This is a genomic window from Kitasatospora sp. NPDC093550 (assembly GCF_044764985.1).
Taxonomy (GTDB): domain Bacteria; phylum Actinomycetota; class Actinomycetes; order Streptomycetales; family Streptomycetaceae; genus Kitasatospora.
Window position 1 is genome coordinate 454,090 of record NZ_JBIWJF010000001.1, and the last position, 22,901, is coordinate 476,990.

Below are 22,901 nucleotides of genomic sequence, written 5' to 3' on the forward strand. Positions count from 1 at the left end.
CAACTGACAGCTGACAGATGACAGATTTCGAAATCTGTCATCTGTCAGCTGTCATCCGTTACTCGTCGGCCGTCACAGGTAGTGGAAGCCCGGGCGGGGGTGCATGAGGAACTCGTGGTGCGAGATGTTCCAGGCGTACGCGCCCGCCATGGAGAACAGCACGCGGTCCGAGGCCCGCAGCCCGTCCGCGCCGTCGGCCGCGTGGGCGAGGACGTCCTTCGGGGTGCAGAGCTGTCCGGACAGGGTGGCGCGGCCGGTGGTGACGGCGGGGCGCGCCCACGGGTACGGCCAGGCGTCCACCGGGAGCACCTCGAAGGGCTGGGAGTGCCCCCGGGTCGCCGGCGTGCGCAGGTGGTGGGTGCCGCCGCGGACCACCGCGAAGTCCTCGCCGTGGCTCTGCTTCACGTCCAGCACCTCGGTCGCGTACCAGCCGCAGTAGGCGGTCAGCGCGCGGCCCGGCTCGATCCGCAGGGTGAGGCCGGGGTGGGCGTCGAGCAGCTTGGCCAGGCCCTCGCCGAAGGCCGTCCAGTCGAAGCGGGCCGCCGGGTCCTCGTAGTCCACGGCCATGCCGCCACCGATGTTGACCTCGGCCAGCGGAAAGCCGTGCCGTCCGGCGAGCGCGGCCGACCAGGCGACGATCTGCGAGGCGACCGACAGCTGTTCCTCCGCCGCGAGCCCGCTCGCCAGGTGGGCGTGCACGCCGCGCAGGCGCAGCTGCCGTCCCAGCGGGCCGTCGGTGAGCGCGCGGACGCACTCCTCGGCCTGGTCCGGGTCGAGGCCGAAGGGCGTCGGCCGTCCGCCCATCGCGAGCGGCACCGCGTCGAGGGCGTCCGTGGTGACCGCCAGGTTGACCCGCAGCAGCACGTCCACGACCGTGCCCGGCCGGTCCGCGAGCACCGCGGCGAGCCGGTGCAGCTCCTGCTCGCTCTCCACGTGCCAGCGGTGCACCCCGGCCTCCACCGCGGCGGCGATCTCGGCCGGGGTCTTGCCCGGTCCGCCGAAGGCCAGCGGGGCATCCGGCACGGCGGCCCGGACGTGCGCCAACTCGCCGCCGCTGGAGACCTCGTAGCCGTCGACCGCCGCGCGCAGCGCGGTGAGCAGCGGCGCCTCCGGGTTGGCCTTGGCGGCGTAGTACAGCTCGACCCGCTCGGGCAGTGCGGCCCGGACGGCCGCGGCGTGTGCGCGCAGCGCGGCCAGGTCGTAGACGTAGGCGGGCAGTTCGTCGGGCGCGAGGGCGGCGACGTGGGCGCGGACGCCTTCGGTGACGTGGCGGAGACCCGGGTGGAGGCCCTGGTGGAGGTCGCCGTGGCGGTCGCGGTGGTCGGTGTCGGTCATCGGGCGGTGCTCCCGGCGGGAAGGCGGACGGGCATGCGGGCGGCCTCGGCGAGCACGGAGCCGGCCAGCGGGGAGGGCAGTCGGACGTATCCGGCCTCGCGGTCGGCCTTGCGCTCCCAGCGGGTCAGCAGGTTGGCCTTGGCGGGCAGCGGGACTCCGGCGAGCAGGGCCCGCAGCCGGGGCGGGCAGCCGTGGCCGACCGCGTACTCCTCCAGGGTGTCCCGGACGGCCTGCCAGAGCGCGCACTCCAGCTCGGGGTGACGGTCGGCGAGGGCGGCGAGCAGCTCGGAGACGTGGTTGACCAGCAGGCAGTAGACCACCCGGTCCCAGCCGCGCTCGGCGTCGTACGTCATCGGGCCGGCCACCTCGGGCGGGAGGGCGGCGAGGATGGACTCGTTCTGTTCGGGGACGAGCTTGGTGCCTTCGAGGTCGCGGAAGAGCACCTGGACGGGGTGGCCGGTGGCGTCCACGCCGATGAGCACGTTCTGCAGGTGCGGCTCCAGCACCACGCCGTGGTCGAAGTAGGCGGCGAGCACCGGCGGGAGGAGCAGCCTCAGGTAGGCGCGCCACCAGTCGAGCGCCGCGCTCCCCGGGTCGCCGTCCGAACCGGCCTCCAGCAGCCGGGAGATGTGGGCGGAGCTGGTCGGGTGCTCGTCGGCGACGGCGGCGGCGAGCAGCGGGGTGACGCCGGGGCGCAGCACCTCGCCGAAGCCCTCGCGGACGATCAGGCCGAAGCCCTCGTACAGGGCCCGGTCGGGCCGGCCGTCGGCGCCGGGCAGGGCGAGGGTGCGGAAGGCCGGTTCGCGCAGCATCGCCGCGTCGGGGAAGCGCCGGGCGAGGTCGGCCAGGGCCGGGGCGAGCAGCCGGGTGAGGGCGACGGCGCCGGTGAGCTCGTACGCGGCGTTCTTGCGCAGGCAGTTGGTGATGCGGACGTTGAGGCTGAACTTGAGGAAGGCGTCGGCGCCGTGCAGGGTGCGCACCGAGGCGGTGGCGGTGAACCGTTCGCCGCGCGGGCCGAGGTCGAGGACGTCGCCCCGGGCCATGGCGTCGCGCAACAGCGGGTGGTCGCCGATGAGTTCGTACTGCCAGGGGTGGACGGGCAGCAGCCGGTAGCCGTCCGGCACCTCGCCGAGGCCGTCCAGCAGCGCGCTGACACTGCCGTCCAGCGACTCCTCGGCCAGCAGCTCGGCGCGGACCGCGAAGTGCCGCAGCGGGAAGGCCGCACGGGACTCCGGGGCGTACTGGTGCCAGTCGCCGCGGGCGGCGGAGCGGGACTTGGGGGCGGGGTGGAAGCGGTGGCCGAACAGCAGGGCCTGCTCGGACTCCAGGTAGCGGTCGACGCCGGAGACCGGGCGGTGGTCCAGGCCCTGGCGGACGCCGTCGTGGCTGGAGGCCACCTGGTCGAGGAACTCCTCGTTGACGGTGCCGGTGCGCAGCTCCAGCTCGTCCTGGACGTACTCGGCCAGCTGCTGCCAGCCCAACTCGTGCCAGTCGCCGTCCCGTTCGACCTCCACCGGTCCGCTGAAGCGGTGCGCGCCGAGCAGCGAGGTACGGCGCAGGGCGACCCGCAGCAGGGCGCCGCGGCGGGGCAGGCGGAGCAGCAGGCGGCCGTCGTCGGCGGCGGTCTGGTGCTCCGGCGCGGAGACCTCACGCAGCAGGCAGTTCAGCAGGGTGTGGGCCACGGCCTCGTCGGCGGTGGGCAGTTCGTGGTTCATCGGTTCGCGACTCATCGGTTCACGGGTGTCGGTGGTGCCGGCCGTCCGGCCGTCGGCCGGTCGCTGGGTGGTCGGTTGCCGGTCGGTCGAGCGTTGCGTGGTCGAGCGCTGGGCGGTCGGTTGCCGGGCGGCCGTGTGCTCGTCGGTCGTAGGCTGGGCGGTCATCTGCTCGGCGGTCATCGGCGACTCCAGCGCTGGCGGAGGGACGGGAGGGTGAGGGCGGTGGCCGCGACGGCGGCCAGCAGGGCGGCGGCGGTGCCGGCCACCACGGGGGCGGCGGCGCCGAATCGCCCGTTGGCCAGCGCGGCGACGGCGCCGGCGGCGACGGCGCCACCCTTGGAGACGAGTTCGAGGGTGCCGAACATCCGGCCGGGCGGGCGGCCCTTGGCGGCCCCGGCGGCGAGCACGGCCAGGCACACGAGTCCGAGCGTGAGCCCGGCCCCGAGCAGCAGCCGGACGGCGATGAACACCGGCAGCGAGTACGCGACGGCGTGTCCGGCCAGGCCGAGTGCGACGAAGCCGAAGCCGAGGGCTATCCCGGTGTGCGGGCGGGAGTCGAACAGGGTGTGGACGCGGGCCGCGAACACCAGGTAGCACAGGTGCGGCAGGGCGAAGAGCACGCCGGTGGTGGTGCCGTCCACGCCGGGCAGGCGCTGCTCGGCGAGGGCGATGAGGTACGGGAACGAGATCACCGTGGCGAAGACGAAGGCGAACTCGAAGACGTAGAGCGTCAGGAGGGAGGTCGTGGTGGTCGGTACGGGCGCCCGGCCGGGGGCCGTCGCGGTGGGCTCGGGGCACGCCGGTTCGGGCAGCAGCGAGAGGAACACCGCTGCGGCGAGCGGGAGTACGGCCATCACCAGGTACTGGCGGTGCGGACCGATCCACGGGGAGAGCGCCCCGACCAGGATCGGCGCGGCCACCAGGGCGGCCCGTGCGCTGCCCTGCATCAGGGTGAGCGCGCGGGAGAGCCGGGAGCCGTCCAGCGCGGCCGCCAGGTAGCCGTTGGTGGCGGCGAAGGTGCCGCCGAGGAAGCCCTGGAGGACCAGCGCGAGCGTGAAGGCGGGCAGGCTGTTCGCCGCTCCGGCCAGCAGGAAGGAGACGGTGAGCCCGAGTTGGGCGCGCAGCAGCAGCCGCTTGCGGCCGAAGCGGTCGGCCAGCCGGCCCCACAGCGGCGCGCCGAGCGCGCTGAACACCGTCGGAACGATGTACAGCACGCCGGCCCACCGGGCCTGCGGGTCGCCGAGCCCGGGCAGGATCGCGGTCAGGTACGGCGGCAGGCCGAGCGCGGCGAAGGATGCGACGAAGTAGCAGGCCGCGACGGCGTGCACCTGGCGCCGGCCGAGCCCGTCGGAGTGCGCGGCCGAGGGCGGCGACTGCTGCGGCAGGGTCTCCACGGTCATCGGACGGGCCCGTCGGTGCGAGGGGTGCCGGGGCTGGTGCGGTCGGCGCGGGTGCGCTCCGGGGCTTCGCCGCGTTGGGGGGCGTTGCCGCGCTCGGCGGCGTTGCCGGGCTGGGTGGCGTTGCCGGGCTGGGTGGCGTTGCCGGGCCCGGGGACGTCGCCGCGCAGGTAGTTGGGGCCGCTGGTGTAGTGCTTGTTGATGTCGGCCGCGCCCGAGCGCTGCTTGCTGAGCAGCGTCCCGGCGGTGACCATGGCCTTGACTGGCAGCCGCTCGGCGTCCAGCAGCGCGGCCCGCAGCGGCTCGCCCACCGGCCCGAGCCGTTCCACGGCCTCCGCCGTCCGCTTGCGCAACAGGGCCAGGGCGTCGGAGAGTTCGGCCCGGCCCTGGTCGGCGAGACCGAAGGCCAGCGCGCCGGTGCACAGGTGCCCGGTGATGGTGGCGAACAGGTCGGTGAGCGCCCGGTCGTCCTCGCCGAAGATCCGCGAGTCGTCGAAGTCCTCGACAGCGGGGGCGAGTTCGCCGAGGGCCGCGGTCATCCGGGCGGTGTGCACGCGCGGGCCGTCGTCGTCCTTGTAGAGCAGCCGCAGGCCGTCCCGGTCGAGCACCAGGGAGGTGTTCTGCTGGTGCGACTCCAGGGCGATGCCGTAGCCGAACAGTGTGGCCTGCCAGTCCAGCAGCAGCTCCAGCAGGGCGTCGTAGCACGCGAGGACGTCGCCGCCGTGGTAGCGGTCGGCGAGGTGCTCGATGACCGGGCGGCCGTCGGGGGCGGCGGCCAGCAGGGCGGCCAGCGGGACGGTCGTCGCCCGCTCCAGCCCGGCCGGGTAGCGGCGCAGCAGGACGGCCAGCAGCTCGTGCCCGGCGTGCGCCCAGGTCTGCTCGTCGGCGTGCAGGATCCGACCGGCGAACCGCGGCTCGCGTTCCAGCACGGCCTCGATCAGCCGCTGGCCGGCGGCGCCGTCGAGCAGTGTGCCCGGCTTGATGGTGCGGCGGTTGAGACGGCCCAGGGTGGCGGTGGCGAGCGGGAGTTTGAGGTGGCAGGCCGGGTCGTCGGCGACGGCGACGGTGCGCATGGAGAGGGTCGGCACGACCGTCAGGTACGGACGCTCGGCGAGCACCGCGCGGCCGGCCAGGCCGGTGGCCGCCAGGGCCTCGTCCAGCGGGGCGCCGACGGTCAGCGGGTGGACCGGCAGGGTGGTCCAGCCGTCGCCCGGGCACTGGTCGGCGAGGCCGAGCCAGGCCGGGGTGGGCCACCAGCTGGGCAGTGGCCGCTCGCCGTGGACGGTCAGCGCGTCGGTCGGCACGGCCAGCCAGCGCAATTCGAAGGCAGGGTGGAACTCCGGTGCGTAGGAGCGTAGTTGGGGTTCAGTGAGACCGGATCGGCCGCGCGCGGTCGGGTAGACCGGGTGGTCGAGGTAGGCGGCCAGGGTGTCGTGACCGAGGGCGGCGGCGAGGCCGGTCCAGTCGGCCGGGTCGGTGCCGTAGAGGTCGGTCAGCCGCTCGTGCACCCCGGCGCGGGCGCGCTCGTGCAGCTCCATGGTGGCCAGGGTCTGCCGGCACTCCTCGGCGAAGGCCGCCCAGCCGGGCCGGTCCTCCTCCTCGGCGAGCTCGGCGAGGGCCGCCACGACGGTGTCCGGGCCGGTGACGGGCCGCCCGTCCAGCTCCAGCAGCGGCAGTCGGGCGGCGTACTCGCACTGGAAGCCCTCCGGGACCACCGGCAGGGCGAGGCGTAGCCCGGCGACGGCCAGCCAGGGGCCGTCCGGACGGTCCTCGACGGCGCCGCGGGTGCGCAGGCCGAGGACGTCCTCGCGCAGCAGGGCGGACAGCACCCGCAGGGTGAGCTGTTCGGCGGCGGCGAGCGCGGCGACGCCCGGGTTGGTGGCGGGCCGGGCTTCGGTGGATGCGGGTCGGTCTCCGGCGGTCACGGGGTGATCTCCCAGCGGTTGGCGGCGAGGAAGCGGGCGACGGAGGCGTCGACCGCGTCCTGGTCGGTGCCGACGGCCCAGATGACGCCCAGGTAGTCGCGGTTGGTGCGGTAGTGCTCGTGGCGTTCGCCGAGCGGGCGCAGTGGGCGGTAGGCGAGTCGGACGCCCTCGCGCTCCTCGTCGTACGGGCCGGGGGCGGCGGTGAGGACACCGGCGCGGTCCGCGCAGACCACCTCGTTGCGGGCCCGGCGGGGGGTGGCGGCGCAGCGCTCGGCCAGGTCGGCGGGCAGCTCGCGGCCCAGGTGGACGCCGAGGATCAGCTCGAACAGGGGTATGTCGAGGATCTCGGCGAGCATCAGGTCGCACTGGTCGCCGATGGCGCGGTAGTTGACCTCGATGATGCGGGCGCGCCCGTCGGGCTGGAGGACGAACTCGGTGTGGCAGGCGCCGAATCCCACGCCCAGCGCGTCGAGTTGGGCGAGCACTTGGTCGACCACGGGCTGCGGGTGGGCGGGGACGAAGGTGAGCACCTCCTCGATGAAGTCCGGCGGCGGGGAGAGCCGGGTGCGGAACCCGCCGAGGACGTGCCGTCGCCGGCCGTCGCCGAGGGTCTCCAGGGTGTGCAGTCCGCCGTCCAGGAACTCCTCCACCACCAGGGTGGCGCCGGCCCTTCGGTGCTGGATCTCCTTGCAGCGCTGGGCGAGTTCGGCGGCGTCGGCGACCAGGGTGACGTCCTCGCTGGCCACCCCCTCGCGGGGCTTGACCACGCACGGGAAGGGCGGGTCCAGCTCGGCCGGGTCCTGGCCGGGGGCCAACTCGGCCGACCAGACGGTGTCCTGGCCGGTCAGCGCGAGGTGGCGGCGCAGCTGGCCCTTGTCCTTGGCGCGCAGCGCGGCCTTCCAGTCCTTGGCCGGGAGCCCGAAGTACTCGGCGGCCAGGGCGGTCTGGGTCTGCAGGTGGTCGCTGTTGCTGAACACCGCGTCGGGCGTGTGGTCGGCGCAGGCCAGGGCGCGGCGGGAGATCAGGCTGATGACGGCGCGGAAGTCGCGCACGTCGCACTCCAGGACCTCGGGCGCGGTGAAGGGGAGCGCGGCGTAGGCCCGTTGGTGGGGTTCGGCGTGGTCGGTGAGGACGGTGACGTCGAGCCCGAGCCTGGCGGCCGCGGGCAGGAAGCCGGCGGTGACCGAGTCGGTGGGGTTCAGGGCGAGCAGGTAGAGCCGCATGGGAAGGGTCCTCGGAGGGGTGCGGAGGAGGGTGGGCGAACGGATGACAGCGGATGGCGGCCAGCTGACAACTTTCGAAATCTGTCAGCTGTCATCTGAAATCTGTTATCTGTCGACTGTCAGCTGTCGGTTGTCAGCCGTCAGCCGTCAGCCGTTCGCCGGTGTGCGCGGGACGACTACTTGGGCGCGTCCACGCCTGCGGCCTTGGCGATGTCGACGAGCATCGCGTCGGCGGCCTGGACACCGATGCCGGACATCCAGGTCTCGTCCGGGACGTTGAACACCTTGTTGTTCTTGACGGCGTTCAGGCCCTGCCAGACCGGGGTCTGCTGGACCTCGCTCTCCTTGGTCTTGCTCGGGTCGTCGGCGGTGGTGACGAAGACCAGGTCGGCGTCGGCCTGGTTGATCTGCTCGGAGCTGACCTCGACGATGTTCTGCTCCACGTCCTGCGCGGCCGGGCGCGCCAGGCCGACGTCCTTGAGCACCACGCCGCTGTAGGAGGACTTGGCGTACAGGCGGGTCGGGCCGGCCACGAAGCGGACCACCGACGCGGTCGGCATGGTGCCGTTGTACTTGGTCTTGATCTCCTCACCGAGCTTCTTCGCCCGGGCCTCGTAGTCGGCGAGCGCCTTCTTCGCCTCGTCCTCCTTGCCGAGCGCCTGGGCGTACAGCGCCAGGTTGTCCTTCCAGGGGAACCCGGTGGTCTCGGCCAGCACGGTCGGGGCGATCGCGTTCAGCTGGGCGTAGACCTTGGCGTGCCGGACCTTGGAGGAGAGGATCAGGTCGGGCTTGAGGGAGGCGATCAGCTCCAGGTTCGGCTCGTTCATCGGGCCGACGTCCTTGGTGTCCTTGATCTTGTCCTTGAGGTAGTTCGGGAACCCGCCCTCGGTCTTCATGTGCGGGGACACCGCGCCGACCGGGGTGATGCCGAGCAGCGTGACGTCGTCCAGCTCACCGCTGTCCAGGACGACGACGCGCTTGGGCTGGCTCTTGAGCTCGGCGGTGCCGGCGGCGTGCTTGACGCTGCGGGGGAACCCGGCGGCGGTGCCGGCCGAGGCGGAGGACGCGGAGTCGCCGCCCGACGCGGCACCGTCCCCGCTGCTGCCGCAGGCGGCGAGCAGGGTGGTCGAGAGGGCGACGGCGAGGACGGCGACGGGGAGTCGGCGGTTCATCAGGGGTTCCTTGGATCGGGTCGAACAGGGGGGACGGGAGATGGACGTTCAGAGGGCGGCGGCGGACGCCGGATCGGACGTGGCGGCGGTGGAACGGGCACCGGCAGCAGCGCCGGCGGCGCCCCGTACCCGCGCCCGCGGCACGACCAGCGGCGTGCCGGTCTCCGGATCGGGCACGACCCGGCACGGCACCTGGAAGACGGCCTCCACCAGCTCCGCCGTCAGCACCTCCGCCGGCGGACCGGCGGCCGCGAGCCGCCCGTCCTTGAGCACCACCAGGTGGTCGGCGTACCGGGCGGCCTGCCCGAGGTCGTGCAGCACCATGACGACGGTGCGCCCGGCCTCGGCGTGCAGGTCGGCGACCAGGTCGAGCACGTCGAGCTGGTGGCGGAGGTCGAGGAAGGTGGTCGGCTCGTCGAGCAGCAGCAGGTCGGTCTCCTGGGCGAGGGCGAGCGCGATCCAGACCCGCTGGCGCTGCCCGCCGGAGAGCCGGTCGACCTGCCGGTCGCGCAGTTCGGCGGTGCCGGTGCGCTCCAGCGCCTCCTCGACGGCGGCCTGGTCGGCCTTGGACCACGGGCTGAGCATCCGCTGGTGCGGGTACCGCCCGAGCCGGACCAGCGCCTCGACGGTGACCGCCTCCGGCGTGACGGGCTGTTGCGGCAGCAGGCCCATCCGCTTGGCGAGGGACCGGGCGGGCATCCGGTGGATGTCCGCGCCGTCCAGGGTGACGGTGCCGGCCGCCGGGTCGAGCAGCCGGACGAGCCCGCGCAGCAGCGTCGACTTGCCGCAGGCGTTGGGTCCGACGATCGCGGTGACGGCGTTGCCGGGCAGTTCGAGGTCGAGCCCGTCGACGATGGTCCGGTCGCCGTAGCGCAGGCCGAGGCCCCGGGCGGCCAGCCGGTTCGTCGTCCCGGCGGAGCCGGCGAGGGCGCTCCCGGCCGGGGTCTCGGTGGCGGTGGTGCTCTCGACGGAGGTCTCGACGGAGCCCTGGACGGAGGTCCGGACGGAGGTCATCAGCTGCTCCTCTGGGGAAGCCGGCCCTGGCGGATCATCAGCACCAGGAGCCAGGGGGCGCCGAGGGTGGCGGTGACGGCACCGACCGGCAGGCCGTGGACGGGGATCACGTGGAGCACCAGGAGGTCGGCGGAGAGCAGCAGCACGGCGCCGGTGAGCGCGGTGAGGCCGAGGGTGCCGAGGGTGGGCGGCCCGGCGAGCAGCCGGACCAGGTGCGGGACGGCGAGTGCGACGAAGGCGACCGGCCCGGTGAGGGCGGCGGCGAGCGAGGCGAGGGTGATGGTGAGCAGCAGCAGCCAGAGCCGGTCGCGGGCCGGGTTGAGGCCGAGGCCGCCCGCCGAGTCGTCGCCGAGGTCGAGCACGGCGACCCGTCGCTGGCAGAGCAGCACGCCGACGGCGGTGATCGCGATGGCGCTGCCGCCGATCCACACCTCGGTCCAGTTGCGGCCGTAGAGCGAGCCGGTGGTCCACTGCAGGGCGGAGGAGGCCAGCTCGGCCGGGAACCGTACGATCATCAGGTTCACCGCGGCGGCCAGGCCCTGCTGCACCGCCAGGCCGACCAGCACCAGCCGGGTGACGGCCATCTTGGAGCGCCAGGCGAAGCCGCCGAGCAGCAGTGCCGCGAGCAGGCCGCCGCCCACCGCGGCCAGCGGGACCAGCTGCTGCGAGGCGCCGGTGGCGAGCATCAGTACCGCGCCGAAGGAGGCGCCGCCGGTGATGCCGATGGTGTCGGGGGCGGCCAGCGGGTTGCGGAACAGCCGCTGCAGCATCGAGCCGGCCATCGCCAGTCCGGCGCCCGCGATCAGCGCGGAGACCACGCGCGGCGCGCGGAACTGCTGCACCACCAGGACGTTGCCGGGCTCGCCCTGTCCGAACAGCGCGCGCAGCGCGTCCCACAGGGGGATGCTGACCTGCCCGGTGCCGAGCGCGATCCCGGTCAGCAGCACCAGCAGGGCGGCGGCGACCAGCGACCAGACGGCGGTACGGGTCCGGCGGCGGGCGAGCGCCCGGGCGGGGAAGGTGAGGGCGGTCACTTCGCCACCTTCCGGGCCAGCACCGCGAGCAGCGGCGCGCCGAGGAAGGCGGTCACGATGCCGACCTCGATCTCGGACGGGCGGACCACCAGCCGGCCGAGCACGTCGGCGGTGAGCAGCAGTAGCGGACCGGCGATCAGGCAGCCGGGCAGCAGCCAGCGGTGGTCGTTGCCGAGCAGCGGGCGGACCAGGTGGGGCGCGGCCAGTCCGATGAACGCCACCGGTCCGGCGACGGCCACCGCGCCGCCCGCGAGCAGCACGACGGCGAGCCCGCCGACCACCCGGATCCGGGCCACCGGCACGCCCAGCGCCTGCGCGGTCTCGTCACCGAGCGCCAGCGCGTTGAGGGCGGGCGCGATGGCGAGGGCGCCGACCAGGCCGAGCGCCAGGAAGGGCAGGACGGGGGTGAGGGTGTCCAGGTGCCGCCCGCCGATCGAGCCGGCCAGCCAGAACCGGGCCTCGTCCAGGGTGCGGTGACTGGCCAGCATCAGCGCCGAGGTCCAGGAGGTGAGCACCACGGTGAGCACGGTGCCGCCGAGCGCGAGCCGGACCGGGTCCAGGTCGCCGCCGCGCCGGGACATCGCGTACGCGGCGACGGCGGCGACGCCCGCGCCCAGGAAGGCGAACCAGACGTACTCGACCGAGCGGGAGAGGCCCAGCGTGAAGATAGCGGCGACCACGGCGAGGCTCGCGCCCGCGTTGATGCCGAGGGTGATCGGGGAGGCCAGCGGATTGCGGGTGACGCCCTGGGCGACCGCGCCGGCCACGCCGAGCGCGGCCCCGACGGCCAGCCCGATGAGCGTGCGTGGCACCCGAAGGCCCGTCACCACGTCGGCGTCAGCGCCGTGGGCGGCGCCGGTGAGGGCGTCGACGACGGTCGACAACGGGACGGGTCGGGAGCCCAGGGCCAGGCTCAGGGCCGCGGACAGCACGAGCGCGCACACACCGGCGGTCAGCAGCAGGGGCCGCCGGACCGCGGAGGAGCGTGACGTCGCGGGGGCCGGCGGATCGGTTCTCAACACAAGTCGAGATCTTAGGTTAGGTTTACCTAAGTTCGTCAAGCTTGAGCGGGTTGGTCCGGTTGAGCGGGTTGGGCCGGATCGTTCGGATGGGTCGGTTGGGCCGCTTGGTCCGATGTGTCGGCGTGCGTGTCAGTGCGCGCGTCAGCGTGCCGATCGAGCGTGCCGATCGAGCGTGCTGACCGAGCGCGCCGATCGAGCGTGCCGATCATCGGGGTCGTGCGTGGTCGCCGGGTGGCATGAGGCATTGTAAGGTGAGCCTCACCTTAATCGATCATACGGAATCGATCTCGGGAGTGTCGATGGTTCCCGGAACACCCATGTCCGTCGCGCCTCGCGGAGCCCTGCCCCTCGCGGCGTCCTCCGCCCTGGCCGGGGACTACCGGCGCCTCCTGGAGCTGTGTCCGGTGCTGGACCTGCGCCTGCTCGACACCGCCGAACCGCGCCCGTCCACCGCCGACGGCTGGTACTCCGGAGCCGAACTCGCCGCCGACGAGCGGGCGCTGGCCGCCGTCCTGGCCGGCGAGGAGGCCCGCATCGCCGCCGAGCACGGCCGTGCCCCGCGGCCGCACGTCACCGCCTCCCGGTTGCTCCACCACTACGTCTGGTCGGCCTGCCTGATCGTCGCCGGCCCCTGGCACCTGGCCCGGCGGGTCCCCGTCGTCGACCCGGCCGACCTCTGGCTGCACGCGCCCACCGGCGCGCTCGCCCTGCGCCCGCGCGGGTACGTCACCCTGTCCGGCGACGACGAGCTCCGCGCCGAACTGCGGGCCGCCGTGGTCGCGCACGTCGAGCCGGTGCTGGCGGCGTTCGCCGGTCCCACCCGCCGCCGCGACCGCGCGCTCTGGGGCATGGTCACGGACGACCTCGCCTCCGCGATCTGGTACCTCGGCCGGATGCTCGACGAGGCGGACCCCGCGGACCCCGCGGGCCGCGTCGCCCCCGCAGCCCCTGTCGCCCCCGTCCGCGCCGCTGTCGTCGAGGGCGCCGTCGTCGCGGAGGGCGCCACCGCTGCGGAGGACGCCGCCGTCGCGGCGGCCGGGGCCGTGCTGCCCGGCGGTACCCAACCGCTGCCCGGCGCCGCGGCCTTCCGCCGCCTGCACACTCCCGACGGGCGCGCCCACCATACCCGCACCCGGCTCGGCTGCTGCCTCTACTACGCCGTCGGGCCCGAGGCCGCCGCCTGTCTGACCTGCCCGCGGACCTCCGACGAGGAGCGGCTGCGCCGACTCTGACGGGCCGTCCAGGGGCGTACGGGGGCGGGCTTCACGGGGGTTCGCTGTCAGTGGCGTCGGCTATGGTCGACGACATGATCGATTCCACCGTGCGGGTCCGGATCGCCCGTCCCTCGCGCGACCTCGCGGCGGCCGAGCGCTTCTACGTCGGCGGCCTCGGCCTCGACGTGCTGTGGCGCACCACCGAGCGGGTCTCCGGCGAGCACGACCTGTTGATGGTCGGCCCGCCCGGCGGCGCCTGGCACTTCGAGCTGACGCACGACCCGGAGCGGCCGCTGGAGCCCACCCCGACGGTGGACGACCTGTTCGTCGTCTACCTCGGCAAGCCGGTGGACGAAGCCCTGGTCGCCGGCCTGGAGGCGGCCGGCGGCACCCGCGTCAAGGCCCACAACCCGTACTGGGACGAGTACGGCGTGACGGTCGCCGACCCGGACGGTTACCGGCTGGTGCTCTGCTCCCGTACCTGGGGGGCCTGACCGGCCGCCCCGTTCCGCCGCCGGTCGGTCGTCCTGCCGGTCGTCCTGCCAGTCGTCCTGCCGGTCGTTCCGCTGGTCGAGTCGGGTGGTCGTCACCACCGCGCGCCCGCGCGGCGGTTAGGCTGCCGCACGGACGGAAGGAGCGCCACCACCATGCCCGTGCGCGGAACCCTCGTGGACATCAAGACGGCGGACGGCACCGCCGACGCCTACCTCGCCCACCCCGACGACGACCGGGCCCACCCGAGCGTCCTCCTCTACATGGACGCCTTCGGGCTCCGGCCGCACCTGAAGCGGTCGGCCGACCGGCTCGCCGCGGCCGGGTACACCGTGCTCGTCCCCAACGCCTACTACCGCCACGGCCGCGCGCCGGTGGTCGAAGTGCCGGAGCTGATAGACCCCGAGGACGGCGATGAGCTCTTCGACCGCCTCGGCCCGCTGCTCGCCTCCCTCACCCCGGAGGTGACCGCCCGCGACGCGGACGCCTTCCTGCGCTGGCTGGCCGAGTCCCCGCTGGTCCAGGACGGCCCGGTCGGTCTCACCGGCTACTGCCGCGGCGCCCTCCTCGCGCTGCGCACCGCCGCCAGCCACCCCGACCGGATCGCCTGCGCGGCCGGCTTCCACGGCGGCAACCTCGCCACCGACCGCCCGGACAGCCCGCACCTGGGTGCCGAACGGATCACCGCCGAGCTGTACTTCGGCCACGCCGACCAGGACGAGTCGCTGCCTCCCGAGCAGATCGACCGGCTCGCCGCGGCTCTCACCGCCGCCGGCGTCCGGTTCCGGGCCGAGGTCTACGGCGGCGCCCTGCACGGCTACACCCAGGCCGACACGGTCCGCTACGACGCGGCCGCCGACGAACGGCACTGGGAGGCCCTGCTCGGCCTGCTGCGGCGGGTCCTGCCGGCCTGACGAGCCGGCACGGTCCGCGTCCGATCTGTTGTCCTCCGGTTCATCCACCGGACAGGCGGAGTTCGGGTGCCGGAGCATCGGGGCGTACAACGTCGTTGGTCAGACGAGGAGTTGGGCCGCTTCACGCGGGGCATCGGGGGGAACACGGCGCCCGGCGGAACGTGGCCGGACGACGGATCCAGGGGGCCGTACGTGCACACCATGCAGGGCAACGGGGGACAGGTGCAGACCGGGTCGGGCTTGCGGAGCGTCCAGGACGCCATCGTGCGGGCATTCGCCGAATGCACGCCCGGCGGAGTGTCGCCGGGCGAACTCGACCGTGACGGACGGGCTTTGCGCTGGGTGGAGGCGGGGCGCGGCAGTGGGGCGCCGGTGATCCTGATCGCGGGCAGCGGCACCTCCTCGCTCACCTGGACCCCCGTGCTGCCCGAACTCGCCCGGCACGGGAGGGTGGTGGCGTACGACCGGGCCGGGCTCGGCGCCAGCGAGCCGCACCGCGCCCCCGCTCACGCCGCCACCGCTCATGCCGCTGGCACTCGCGCCACCCCCGCTCACGCCAACTCCGCTCACGCCGCCTCCGCTCACGACGCCGGCGCGGCCACGGGCCGGGTCGCGCCCCCGAGCCTGGAGGACCAACTCGCTGACCTCGCCGCCCTGGTGCGGTACCTGGACGCCGGCCCGGCCGTCCTGGTCGGCCACAGCTGGGGCGGTCAGCTGGCCCAGCTACTGGCCTGGCAACGGCCGGAGCTGGTCGCCGGGCTGGTCCTGGTGGACCCGGCGCACGAGGAGTTCCAGCCGCCGTCCGTCCGCGTCGCCGGAGCGGCCCTGAACCGGCTGTGGCTGCTCCGTACGGCACTGGCGGGTTCGGTGCCCGGGTCGGGGGATCCGCTCGCCCGGGCCGAGGCGGCCGTGATCGCGCACCACCACCAGCGGTGGACCGTCCTCGCCGAGAACCGGCTGACGGCCGTCGTCGTCCCCGAGCTCCGGCGGCGGCGCGCCGCCGCGCACCTGCCCCCGGTGCCGGTGGCCGTCCTGAGCGCGACCGAGGGGCTGCCCCGGGCGATGCGCTCCCGCTGGACCGCCCTGCAGTCGCAGGTCGCGTCCCGCGCCGTCCGGGGGACGCACATGCTGGTACGCGGCGCCGGTCACGCCGTCCACACGGACCGGCCCCGGGCCGTGATCGCGGCTGTCCTGGAGGTGTCCGACCACGCCCGATACCTCCGGGAAAACTGACAGTTGTGCTCAATTCCCATGCACTACCGAGCGGATGAGGACACGACACGCTCTGGCACACTGTGTGCCGATGACCCGTCGGGGAGGGTCACGACACACTGGGGGGCAGGGGCATGAGCGGGGTGGGCACCGTGCTCGGCGGGCGCTACAGGCTGGTCGAGCGGATCGGCGGCGGCGCGATGGGCTCGGTCTGGCGGGCCGAGGACACCGTGCTGGCGCGGCAGGTGGCGGTCAAGATCCTGCGCTCCGAGCTGTTCGAGGACGGCACCGCCGCCCAGCGCTTCCGTCGGGAGGCCCAGCTGGTCGCGGCCATCGACCACCCAGGCGTCGTGCACGTCCACGACTACGGCGAGAGCGGTGGTGACGCCGACGGCGGCGAGCGCTGCGCCTACATCGTCATGGAGCTGATCGACGGCCGCCCGCTGGACCTGGTGCTCGCCGAAACCGGGCCGCTGACGGTCCGGCGCGCCCTGGAGCTGGTGGCCGCCGCCCTGGACGGACTGCACGCCGCCCACCAGCGGGACATCGTGCACCGGGACGTCAAGCCGTCCAACCTGATGGTGCGCACCGACGGCCGGGTGGCCATCACCGACTTCGGGATCGCCCGGGCGATCGCCAGCACCAAGCTCACCGCCCCGTTCGCGATCATCGGTACCGCGCTCTACATGTCCCCGGAGCAGGCCGAGGGAGCGACCCTCGGACCGGCCACCGACCTCTACTCGATCGGCGTGGTCTGCTACGAACTGCTGGTCGGCGAGCCGCCGTACTCCGGTGAGGGGCCGCTGCAGATCGCGCTCAAGCACGTCAACCAGCCGGTGCCACAACTGCCGGACACCTTCCCGGCGGCCGTGCGGGTGCTGGTCGCCAGGGCGCTGGCGAAGAAGCCCGAGGAGCGGTACGCGGACGCCGCCGCGATGGCGGCGGCGGCGCGCGCGGCGATCGACGGACTCCGGGGCGCGGACCGCGCGGCCGGGGTCGGGGCCGGCTCCGGCTCCGGTGCCATTGCTGCGGGCACGGGCACGGGCACGGGCGGGGGCGGGGGCGGGGGTGCGGGCGCGGCCGATGCCGGTGCCATGGCCGGTGCCGGTGCCGGTGCCGGGGCGTCGGCAAGCCGGACGATCGCGCTCCGGCCCGGAGCGGAACCGGCGGCGGCCGGGGGCGGGGCCGAGGCGGCCGAGAGCGGGGCCAAGGGGGCCGAGGGCGGGCCGGTCAAGTCAGCGACCGGCGCCGCAGCCGGCTCGGGGGCCAAGGCCGAGGTGGTCGTCGCCGACGCGGGCGGGGCCCCGACGCCTTCGCCGGACGAGGTCGCGAAGGTGCGGCCGGAGGCCCGGACCGAGCCCGGCGGGCGCCGCTCCCGGCGCACCCTGCTGGTGCCCGTGATCATCCCGGTCATCATCTCGATGGGAACCGCCACCGCCCTGCTGATCGACCGCAGCCCCGGCGGCTCCGACGCCGCCGCGCCGCCCGCAGCGCAGTCGACCGTGGTGGTCACCGTCCCCGCGAGCCCGGCCGGCGGCACCCCGACGGCCGCGACCACCACCGCGCCCGCCACGGCGCCCCCGCCCACCGACGCCCCGGCGGCCACCTCGAACGGGGAGCAGCCGGCTCCCGGTGCCCCGAACCAGCAGCAGGCCCCCGCTCCGGCGCCGGCCCCGGGCGGAGCCGGCGGGAGCACGGCGGGCGGCGCCAGGGCCGGCGGTACGGGCACGAGTGCGGGCGGCGCGTCCAACAACGGCGGCGCGTCCAACAACGGTGGGGCGGCCGGCGGTCAGGCGAACCAGCCCGGCGGCGGTGCCGGCGGCAATCCGCCCGCCCCGCCCGCCAACCAGAACCCGCAGCCGCCGGCCCAGACCTCGGGCGGCGGCACCACGGCGGCCCCGCAGAGCCCGAGCCGGCCCGCGTCCTGCGGTGGCAGCAGCTGGACCACCATCGTCAGCGTGCGGGACAACCGCGCGATCGGAATGCGCAACGACAGCCTGACCGGTGAGAATCCGATCGTCCTCGGCGGCGCGTCGCAGTACGGCTGGGTGCGGTCCACCGATCCGGGCACCTGGATCCATTACAACGCCTGCAACAACGGCGGACCGGCGCTCGTCCAGACCACGGACGGGAAGGTCGTGGCCACCACCGGGTTCAGCTACCTCACCAGTTGGACCGTCCGCAACGGCTCCACCGCGGGCTCGTACACGCTGGCCGACTACATGAACTCGATCTGCATGACCAGCAACGGCCCGGGCAACGAGGTCACCATGGTCGCCTGCACCCCCGGCAACACGGCCCAGGAGTGGCGGCTGCAGTAGCGCGCGTCCCCGAGGCGGCGCAGCTTTAGCAGGCGCTCCGCCGCCGGACAAGGGGTCGGGCGGCGTTCCGGTGGCGGAATCCCGCCACCGGAACGTCAAGGCGCCGCATGGAATCTTCTACACAGTTGTAAAAGTCGTTCGCCGACCGGCCCGTCCGGCGGTCTGAATCCGCGTTCGATGAGCGAACAGTCGTCTCCGCAGGCGATCGACCGTGTTTCGGGTGGCGACGATCTCCGGCGGCGGGTGAATCGTCCCGATACGTCCACCATGTGAACGGCCTTCACCTACTGGCGGGACCTGGCCAACTCCTGAGGCGGACCTGTCATTTTCTCTGTCGGATCGTCATGCTTCTGTTCATCCCCCAGCGGTAGCCCCCACCCCCACCCCTCGGTGGCAAGCCGCTCGACTCCACGGGATTCAGCACGTCAGCGCCCGTTCCGCCCCACAGGTGCCGACCCGGCCCCCGGGACGAGGTGCGACCGCGTCCCTGCGCGGTTTCCCGGAAGGACTTCGTACGTGAAGCGAAAGCTCGCGGCTGTCGCCGTACTCTCGGCCACGGCCCTGCTGACCGGTGTGATCCAGGTCAGCACCTCCGCCGCCCAGGCCTCGCCGGCCACCCCCTCGCCGCAGGCCCAGGCCGCGGAGCAGCACGCGGCGGTGCTCGCGGTGGCGAGCGGCCAGGCCGGCCCGCTCGCCAAGGCGCTCGGCCTCGGCGACCAGGAGCAACTGGTCGCCAAGGACGCCGTGGTGGACCGGGACGGCACCCGTCACCTGCGCTTCGAGCGCACCTATGCCGGCCTGCCGGTGATCGGCGGCGACCTGGTCGTCCACCAGAAGGCCGACGGCGCCGTGAAGTCGGTGAACAAGGCGGTCTCCGCGCGGATCGCCCTGCCGAGCGTCACCCCCGAGGTCCCGGCCGACCAGGCCGCCGCGCAGGCCACCGGCGCCGTCAAGGCCACCGTCGGGGTGACCCTGGACGCCGACCAGTCCCCGCTGACCGGTGTCCACCGGACCGGCACGGCCGAGCTGGTGGTCTGGGCCGCCGACGGCAACCCCCGCCTGGCCTACCGCACCACGGTCGAAGGCGAGCGCGCCGACGGCACCCCGAGCAGTCAGGTCCTGGTCACCGACGCCGCGACCGGTCAGGTGCTCTCGACCCACGAGAAGGTCCAGACCGCCGCCGGCACCGGCAACGGTGTCTTCGTCGGCCAGGTCCCGCTGACCACCGCGGAGAGCGGCGGTCGGTACCAGCTCAAGGACGACAGCCGCGGCGGCCAGTCCACCGCCGACATGCGCAACGGCACCTCGGGCAGCGGCTCGCTGTTCGCCAACACCAGCAACCGCTTCGGCGACGGCACCACCGCGAACCGCGAATCCGCCGCCGTGGACGCTCAGTTCGGCGCCGCCACCACCTGGGACTTCTACAAGAACACCTTCGGCCGCAACGGCATCCGCAACGACGGCGTCGGCGCCCTCAGCCGGGTGCACTACGGCTCCAACTACGTCAACGCGTTCTGGAGCGACGACTGCTTCTGCATGTCGTACGGCGACGGCAGCGGCAACGCCGCCCCGCTCACCGAACTCGACGTGGCCGGCCACGAGATGACCCACGGCGTCACCGCCGCGACCGCCAACCTCAACTACGAGGGCGAGTCCGGCGGCCTCAACGAGGCCACCTCGGACATCATGGGCACGATGGTCGAGTGGTACTCCAACCTGCCGTCCAACCCGCCGAACTACCAGATCGGCGAGCTGATCAACCTCAACGGCAACGGCACCCCGCTGCGCTACATGGACCAGCCGAGCAAGGACGGCCAGTCCGCGGACTACTGGGACGCCAACGTCGGCAGCCTGGACGTCCACTTCTCGTCCGGCGTGGCGAACCACTTCTTCTACCTGCTGGCCGAGGGCAGCGGCGCGAAGACCATCAACGGGTTCAGCTACGACAGCCCGACGTACGACAACTCGTCGCTCGCGGGCATCGGTCGGGACAAGGCCGCGCAGATCTGGTACAAGGCGCTGACCACGTACTTCACCTCCACCACCGACTACGCGGGCGCCCGTGCGGGGACCCTCAGCGCGGCGGCCGACCTGTACGGCTCGGGCAGCACGGAGTACAACGCGGTCGCCGCCACCTGGACGGCGGTGAACGTCAACTGAGCCGGGGGTAGTCGGAAGGGTGCGCGGGCGGCGGGGCGACGGTGTGCGGACCACCGTCGTCCCGCCGCCCCGCTTCCGTATTCGCTGACCAACGATCAAGTGTCGTTGTCGGGAAGCTCTTTCACCTCGGCGTAACGACGGTGCACCACCAGGCCGTTGGACTCCAGCCGGCGCAGCGCCTCGTTGAGCACCCCGCCGATCCGGTCCAGCAACGCCCGCGGGCGCATCGGTCCGCGCTCGCCGAGGACGTGGACGACCACGCTGTCCCAGCGGTTGGCGATCACCTCGAAGGCCAGCCGGGCCCGGCCCGTCTAGCGTGCCGACGGCGGCAGTTCGGACCGGTCGCGGTCGGGACGTGCCGCGGTCGGATCATGACGGCGAGGAGTGGGCATGCGAATCGGGATCATCCGCACGGGCGCGATGACGGCGGCCCTCGGCGGGGCCCGGGTGAGGGCCGGACACGAGGTGCTAGCAGGGCTAGCACGCGCGGTGCGGCGCCGTACACCCGGAAAACTCGACCATTCGGCCGGTGGTCGGCAACTCCCCGGAACGGCAGTGGACGTGCTTACCGGGGCATCCTTCGGGTCCGTAGCGTCCCCGGCATGACGTTACTGACTCAGTCTCCGCCGCGTGCGAGCCGCCGGCGCGGCCTGCTGCTCTACCTGGTCCTCGCCTACGCCGGGATGTGGGCGGCCATGGCGCCGCTGCTCGCCGTCGGCTACCGGCGGGCCGACGCCCGGGAGGAAGTCGGCGGTCTGGAGCAACTCTGCATCGGCGCCGCGATGTTCGCGCCGGCGCTGGCGGCGCTCTTCGTGGTCCGCTTCGTGGAGCGCGGGCGCGAGGGCGGGCACGGGGGGACCGGTGGGAGTGGCGGTGTGCGGGACGCCCTGGCGCTGCACTGGCCCCGGCCCTGGGGCCGCGCGGTCCGCGCCTGCCTGCTGCCGATCGGGGTGCTCGGTGGGCTGACGACCGCGGTGCTGGTGCTCGGCACGCTGTCCGGCAGCTACCCGTTCGCCGGGTTCCGCGCGCTGGACGAGGGGGCGGTCGGGTCCTGGGCGGTGCGGGGCGTGATCGGGATGGCGTTCTCGCTGCCGCTCTTCCTCGGGGAGGAGCTCGGGTGGCAGGGCTTCCTGTTCCCCCGCCTGGTCCGGCTCGGCGGCGGTGCCGGTACGGGGGCCCTGGTGCGGGCGTACCTGCTCACGGGGTCGGCCTTCGCGCTCTGGCACCTGCCGCCGCTGCTGATGGGCGGCCAGTACCCGGGGCGGCCCTGGTACGTGGCGGTGCCCGCGTTCGTGGTGAGCTGTGTGCTCGTCCTGCCGGTCTTCACCTGGCTGCGGCTGCGGTCGGGGTCGGTGGTCCCGGCGGTGCTGGCGCACACCTTCGCGAGCAGCATGAGCGTGTCGATGGTCAAGGAGTTCGCCGCTCCGGGTGCCGAGCTGGATCCGCTCACCATGGGGCTCGGTGGCTGGCCCGGCTGGATCGTCCTCGGTGCGTTCGTCGCCTTCCTCGCGTTCACCGGGCGCTTGCGAACAGATGTCGGCGAACTGATGTCCGCGGACGGCCGACGGCCGACGGATGACGGACGACGGATGACGGACGACGGCGGACGGAGAACGGCTGACGGATGACAGCTGACGGATGACAGCCGACAGCTTTCAGATGACAGATGTTGAAATCTGTCATCTGAAAGCTGTCATCCGTCATCTGTCACCCGCCTGCCGCCGCCAGGTCCTTGCGGATCTCGTCCAGGACCAGGCCGGCGCCGGTGTACCCGATGCCGAGCATCCACACGTTGTCGTCCACCGGGAACACCCGCCCGTTGCGGACGGCGTCCAGGTTCCTCCACAGCGAGCCTTCGGTGATCTTCCCTCGGTCGGACTTGGTCGCGTCGCCGTACACCGAGTAGAAGATGACGTCGGCCGCCGCCTGGTCCACCTGCTCAGGGCTGATCTCCATCGAGAAGCCGGGCTTGTCCTGATTGGCCGGCCGGCCGAGGCCGAGGTCCTTGAACAGCGAGCCGACGAACGTGTCGTTGAGGTACAGCCTGGTCGGCGCGCCCGCCAGGAAGCGGGCCATCTCGACCCGGGTGGCGGCGGCCCTGGCCGGCCCGCCGATCGCGGTGACCAGGTCCCGGAGCTTCGTCCGGTACGCCGCGTCCGCCGCCTCGGCCTCGGCCTGGCGGCCCAGCGCCTCGGCGTGCAGTCGGACGTTCTCCTTCCAGGTCGGGCCCGTGGTCTTGGAGAGCACGGTCGGCGCGATCTTGGACAGCTCGTCGTACCGCTTGTCGTCGCGGACCTGGTTGCTGAGGATGAGGTCCGGCCGCAGTGCCGCGATCGTCTCCAGGCTGGGCTGGCCGATCGTGCCGACGGCCTTGGTCCCGCTCAGCCGCTCGGCCGGGAGGTAGCTCGGGAAGGGCGCGCCCGCGCTGACGGTGGTGGCGCCGACCGGGGCGAGGCCGAGGGTGACCACCGAGTCCAGCGCGTCCGTGTCCAGCACCACCACCCGGCCGGCCCGCGCCGGTACGGTGCTCTCGCCGCGCGCGTGCCGGATCACCCGGGTCCCGCCGCCACCCCCACCGCTTCCGGGTGAACCGCCCGCCGGGGCGGGCGAGTCGGTGCCGCATGCGGCGAGGGCGAGCCCCGGGGCGAGTCCGGCGGCGAGGCCGAGCGCGGCGCGGCGGCTGACGGGTCTGGGCATCGACGGAACCTCCAACGTACGGGCGGGGCGCGGGAATTCCTGCCCCCGTGGTCG

General features: G+C 73.8%; 18 protein-coding genes. 7 read left to right on the forward strand and 11 right to left on the reverse strand.

Going from position 1 to position 22,901, the window contains the following annotated elements; translation table 11 throughout:
- Positions 1 to 72: 72 nt before the first annotated feature.
- From ACIRD3_RS01920 to ACIRD3_RS01960, 9 genes are all read right to left on the reverse strand, one after another.
- Positions 73 to 1,335 (reverse strand): type III PLP-dependent enzyme, encoded by a 1,263-nt coding sequence (locus ACIRD3_RS01920; protein WP_402210050.1) that lies wholly within the window; start codon positions 1,333 to 1,335, stop codon positions 73 to 75.
- Complete coding sequence (locus tag ACIRD3_RS01925; protein ID WP_402210771.1) at positions 1,332 to 3,065, reverse strand: IucA/IucC family protein; 1,734 nt, start codon at positions 3,063 to 3,065, stop codon at positions 1,332 to 1,334. Before ACIRD3_RS01925 ends, ACIRD3_RS01920 begins: the two co-directional genes overlap by 4 nt.
- Positions 3,066 to 3,226: 161 nt before the next feature.
- Positions 3,227 to 4,450 (reverse strand): MFS transporter, encoded by a 1,224-nt coding sequence (locus ACIRD3_RS01930; RefSeq protein WP_402210053.1) that lies wholly within the window; start codon positions 4,448 to 4,450, stop codon positions 3,227 to 3,229.
- Complete coding sequence (locus ACIRD3_RS01935; protein WP_402210056.1) at positions 4,447 to 6,372, reverse strand: IucA/IucC family protein; 1,926 nt, start codon at positions 6,370 to 6,372, stop codon at positions 4,447 to 4,449. The genes ACIRD3_RS01930 and ACIRD3_RS01935 overlap by 4 nt, the downstream gene beginning before the upstream one ends.
- Positions 6,369 to 7,595: an acetyl-CoA carboxylase biotin carboxylase subunit family protein gene (locus tag ACIRD3_RS01940; RefSeq protein WP_402210059.1), complete on the reverse strand. Its 1,227-nt coding sequence runs from the start codon at positions 7,593 to 7,595 to the stop codon at positions 6,369 to 6,371. Before ACIRD3_RS01940 ends, ACIRD3_RS01935 begins: the two co-directional genes overlap by 4 nt.
- A 176-nt stretch (positions 7,596 to 7,771) precedes the next feature.
- Complete coding sequence (locus ACIRD3_RS01945) at positions 7,772 to 8,767, reverse strand: ABC transporter substrate-binding protein (RefSeq protein ID WP_402210062.1); 996 nt, start codon at positions 8,765 to 8,767, stop codon at positions 7,772 to 7,774.
- A 48-nt stretch (positions 8,768 to 8,815) separates the two neighbouring features.
- Positions 8,816 to 9,781, reverse strand: a complete 966-nt coding sequence (locus ACIRD3_RS01950; RefSeq protein WP_402210065.1) for an ABC transporter ATP-binding protein — start codon at positions 9,779 to 9,781, stop codon at positions 8,816 to 8,818.
- Complete coding sequence (locus ACIRD3_RS01955; RefSeq protein ID WP_402210068.1) at positions 9,781 to 10,815, reverse strand: FecCD family ABC transporter permease; 1,035 nt, start codon at positions 10,813 to 10,815, stop codon at positions 9,781 to 9,783. Before ACIRD3_RS01955 ends, ACIRD3_RS01950 begins: the two co-directional genes overlap by 1 nt.
- Complete coding sequence (locus ACIRD3_RS01960; RefSeq protein WP_402210774.1) at positions 10,812 to 11,777, reverse strand: FecCD family ABC transporter permease; 966 nt, start codon at positions 11,775 to 11,777, stop codon at positions 10,812 to 10,814. The genes ACIRD3_RS01955 and ACIRD3_RS01960 overlap by 4 nt, the downstream gene beginning before the upstream one ends.
- A 377-nt stretch (positions 11,778 to 12,154) precedes the next feature.
- Between ACIRD3_RS01960 and ACIRD3_RS01965 the strand changes: the two genes are divergently transcribed.
- The 6 genes from ACIRD3_RS01965 to ACIRD3_RS01990 all read left to right on the forward strand — a co-directional run bounded on the left by ACIRD3_RS01965 (position 12,155) and on the right by ACIRD3_RS01990 (position 20,150).
- Complete coding sequence (locus tag ACIRD3_RS01965) at positions 12,155 to 13,069, forward strand: (2Fe-2S)-binding protein (protein WP_402210071.1); 915 nt, start codon at positions 12,155 to 12,157, stop codon at positions 13,067 to 13,069.
- A gap of 74 nt (positions 13,070 to 13,143) precedes the next feature.
- Entirely contained in the window at positions 13,144 to 13,545 is a 402-nt protein-coding gene (locus ACIRD3_RS01970) for a VOC family protein (protein ID WP_402210074.1), read from the forward strand.
- Positions 13,546 to 13,698: 153 nt separating this feature from the next.
- Entirely contained in the window at positions 13,699 to 14,457 is a 759-nt protein-coding gene (locus ACIRD3_RS01975; RefSeq protein ID WP_402210076.1) for a dienelactone hydrolase family protein, read from the forward strand.
- A gap of 201 nt (positions 14,458 to 14,658) precedes the next feature.
- Positions 14,659 to 15,690, forward strand: coding sequence for an alpha/beta fold hydrolase (locus tag ACIRD3_RS01980; RefSeq protein ID WP_402210776.1), 1,032 nt, complete (start codon positions 14,659 to 14,661; stop codon positions 15,688 to 15,690).
- Between the two features lie 113 nt (positions 15,691 to 15,803).
- The gene (locus ACIRD3_RS01985; protein ID WP_402210079.1) at positions 15,804 to 17,990 is read left to right on the forward strand and encodes a serine/threonine-protein kinase; all 2,187 of its coding nucleotides are present in this window, start codon (positions 15,804 to 15,806) and stop codon (positions 17,988 to 17,990) included.
- A gap of 516 nt (positions 17,991 to 18,506) precedes the next feature.
- The gene (locus ACIRD3_RS01990) at positions 18,507 to 20,150 is read left to right on the forward strand and encodes a M4 family metallopeptidase (protein WP_402210081.1); all 1,644 of its coding nucleotides are present in this window, start codon (positions 18,507 to 18,509) and stop codon (positions 20,148 to 20,150) included.
- Between the two features lie 95 nt (positions 20,151 to 20,245).
- Here ACIRD3_RS01990 and ACIRD3_RS01995 read toward each other — a convergent pair whose 3' ends face one another.
- Positions 20,246 to 20,434: a winged helix-turn-helix transcriptional regulator gene (locus ACIRD3_RS01995; RefSeq protein ID WP_402210084.1), complete on the reverse strand. Its 189-nt coding sequence runs from the start codon at positions 20,432 to 20,434 to the stop codon at positions 20,246 to 20,248.
- Positions 20,435 to 20,752: 318 nt separating this feature from the next.
- On the opposite strand from ACIRD3_RS01995, the gene ACIRD3_RS02000 reads away from it, so the two are divergent.
- Positions 20,753 to 21,778 carry a CPBP family intramembrane glutamic endopeptidase gene (locus ACIRD3_RS02000; protein ID WP_402210086.1) on the forward strand — a complete coding sequence of 342 codons (1,026 nt, stop codon included), beginning with the start codon at positions 20,753 to 20,755 and terminating at the stop codon, positions 21,776 to 21,778.
- Positions 21,779 to 21,857: 79 nt separating this feature from the next.
- Here the strand turns inward: ACIRD3_RS02000 and ACIRD3_RS02005 are convergent, their stop codons facing one another.
- Entirely contained in the window at positions 21,858 to 22,847 is a 990-nt protein-coding gene (locus ACIRD3_RS02005) for an ABC transporter substrate-binding protein (RefSeq protein ID WP_402210089.1), read from the reverse strand.
- Positions 22,848 to 22,901 lie beyond the last annotated feature (54 nt).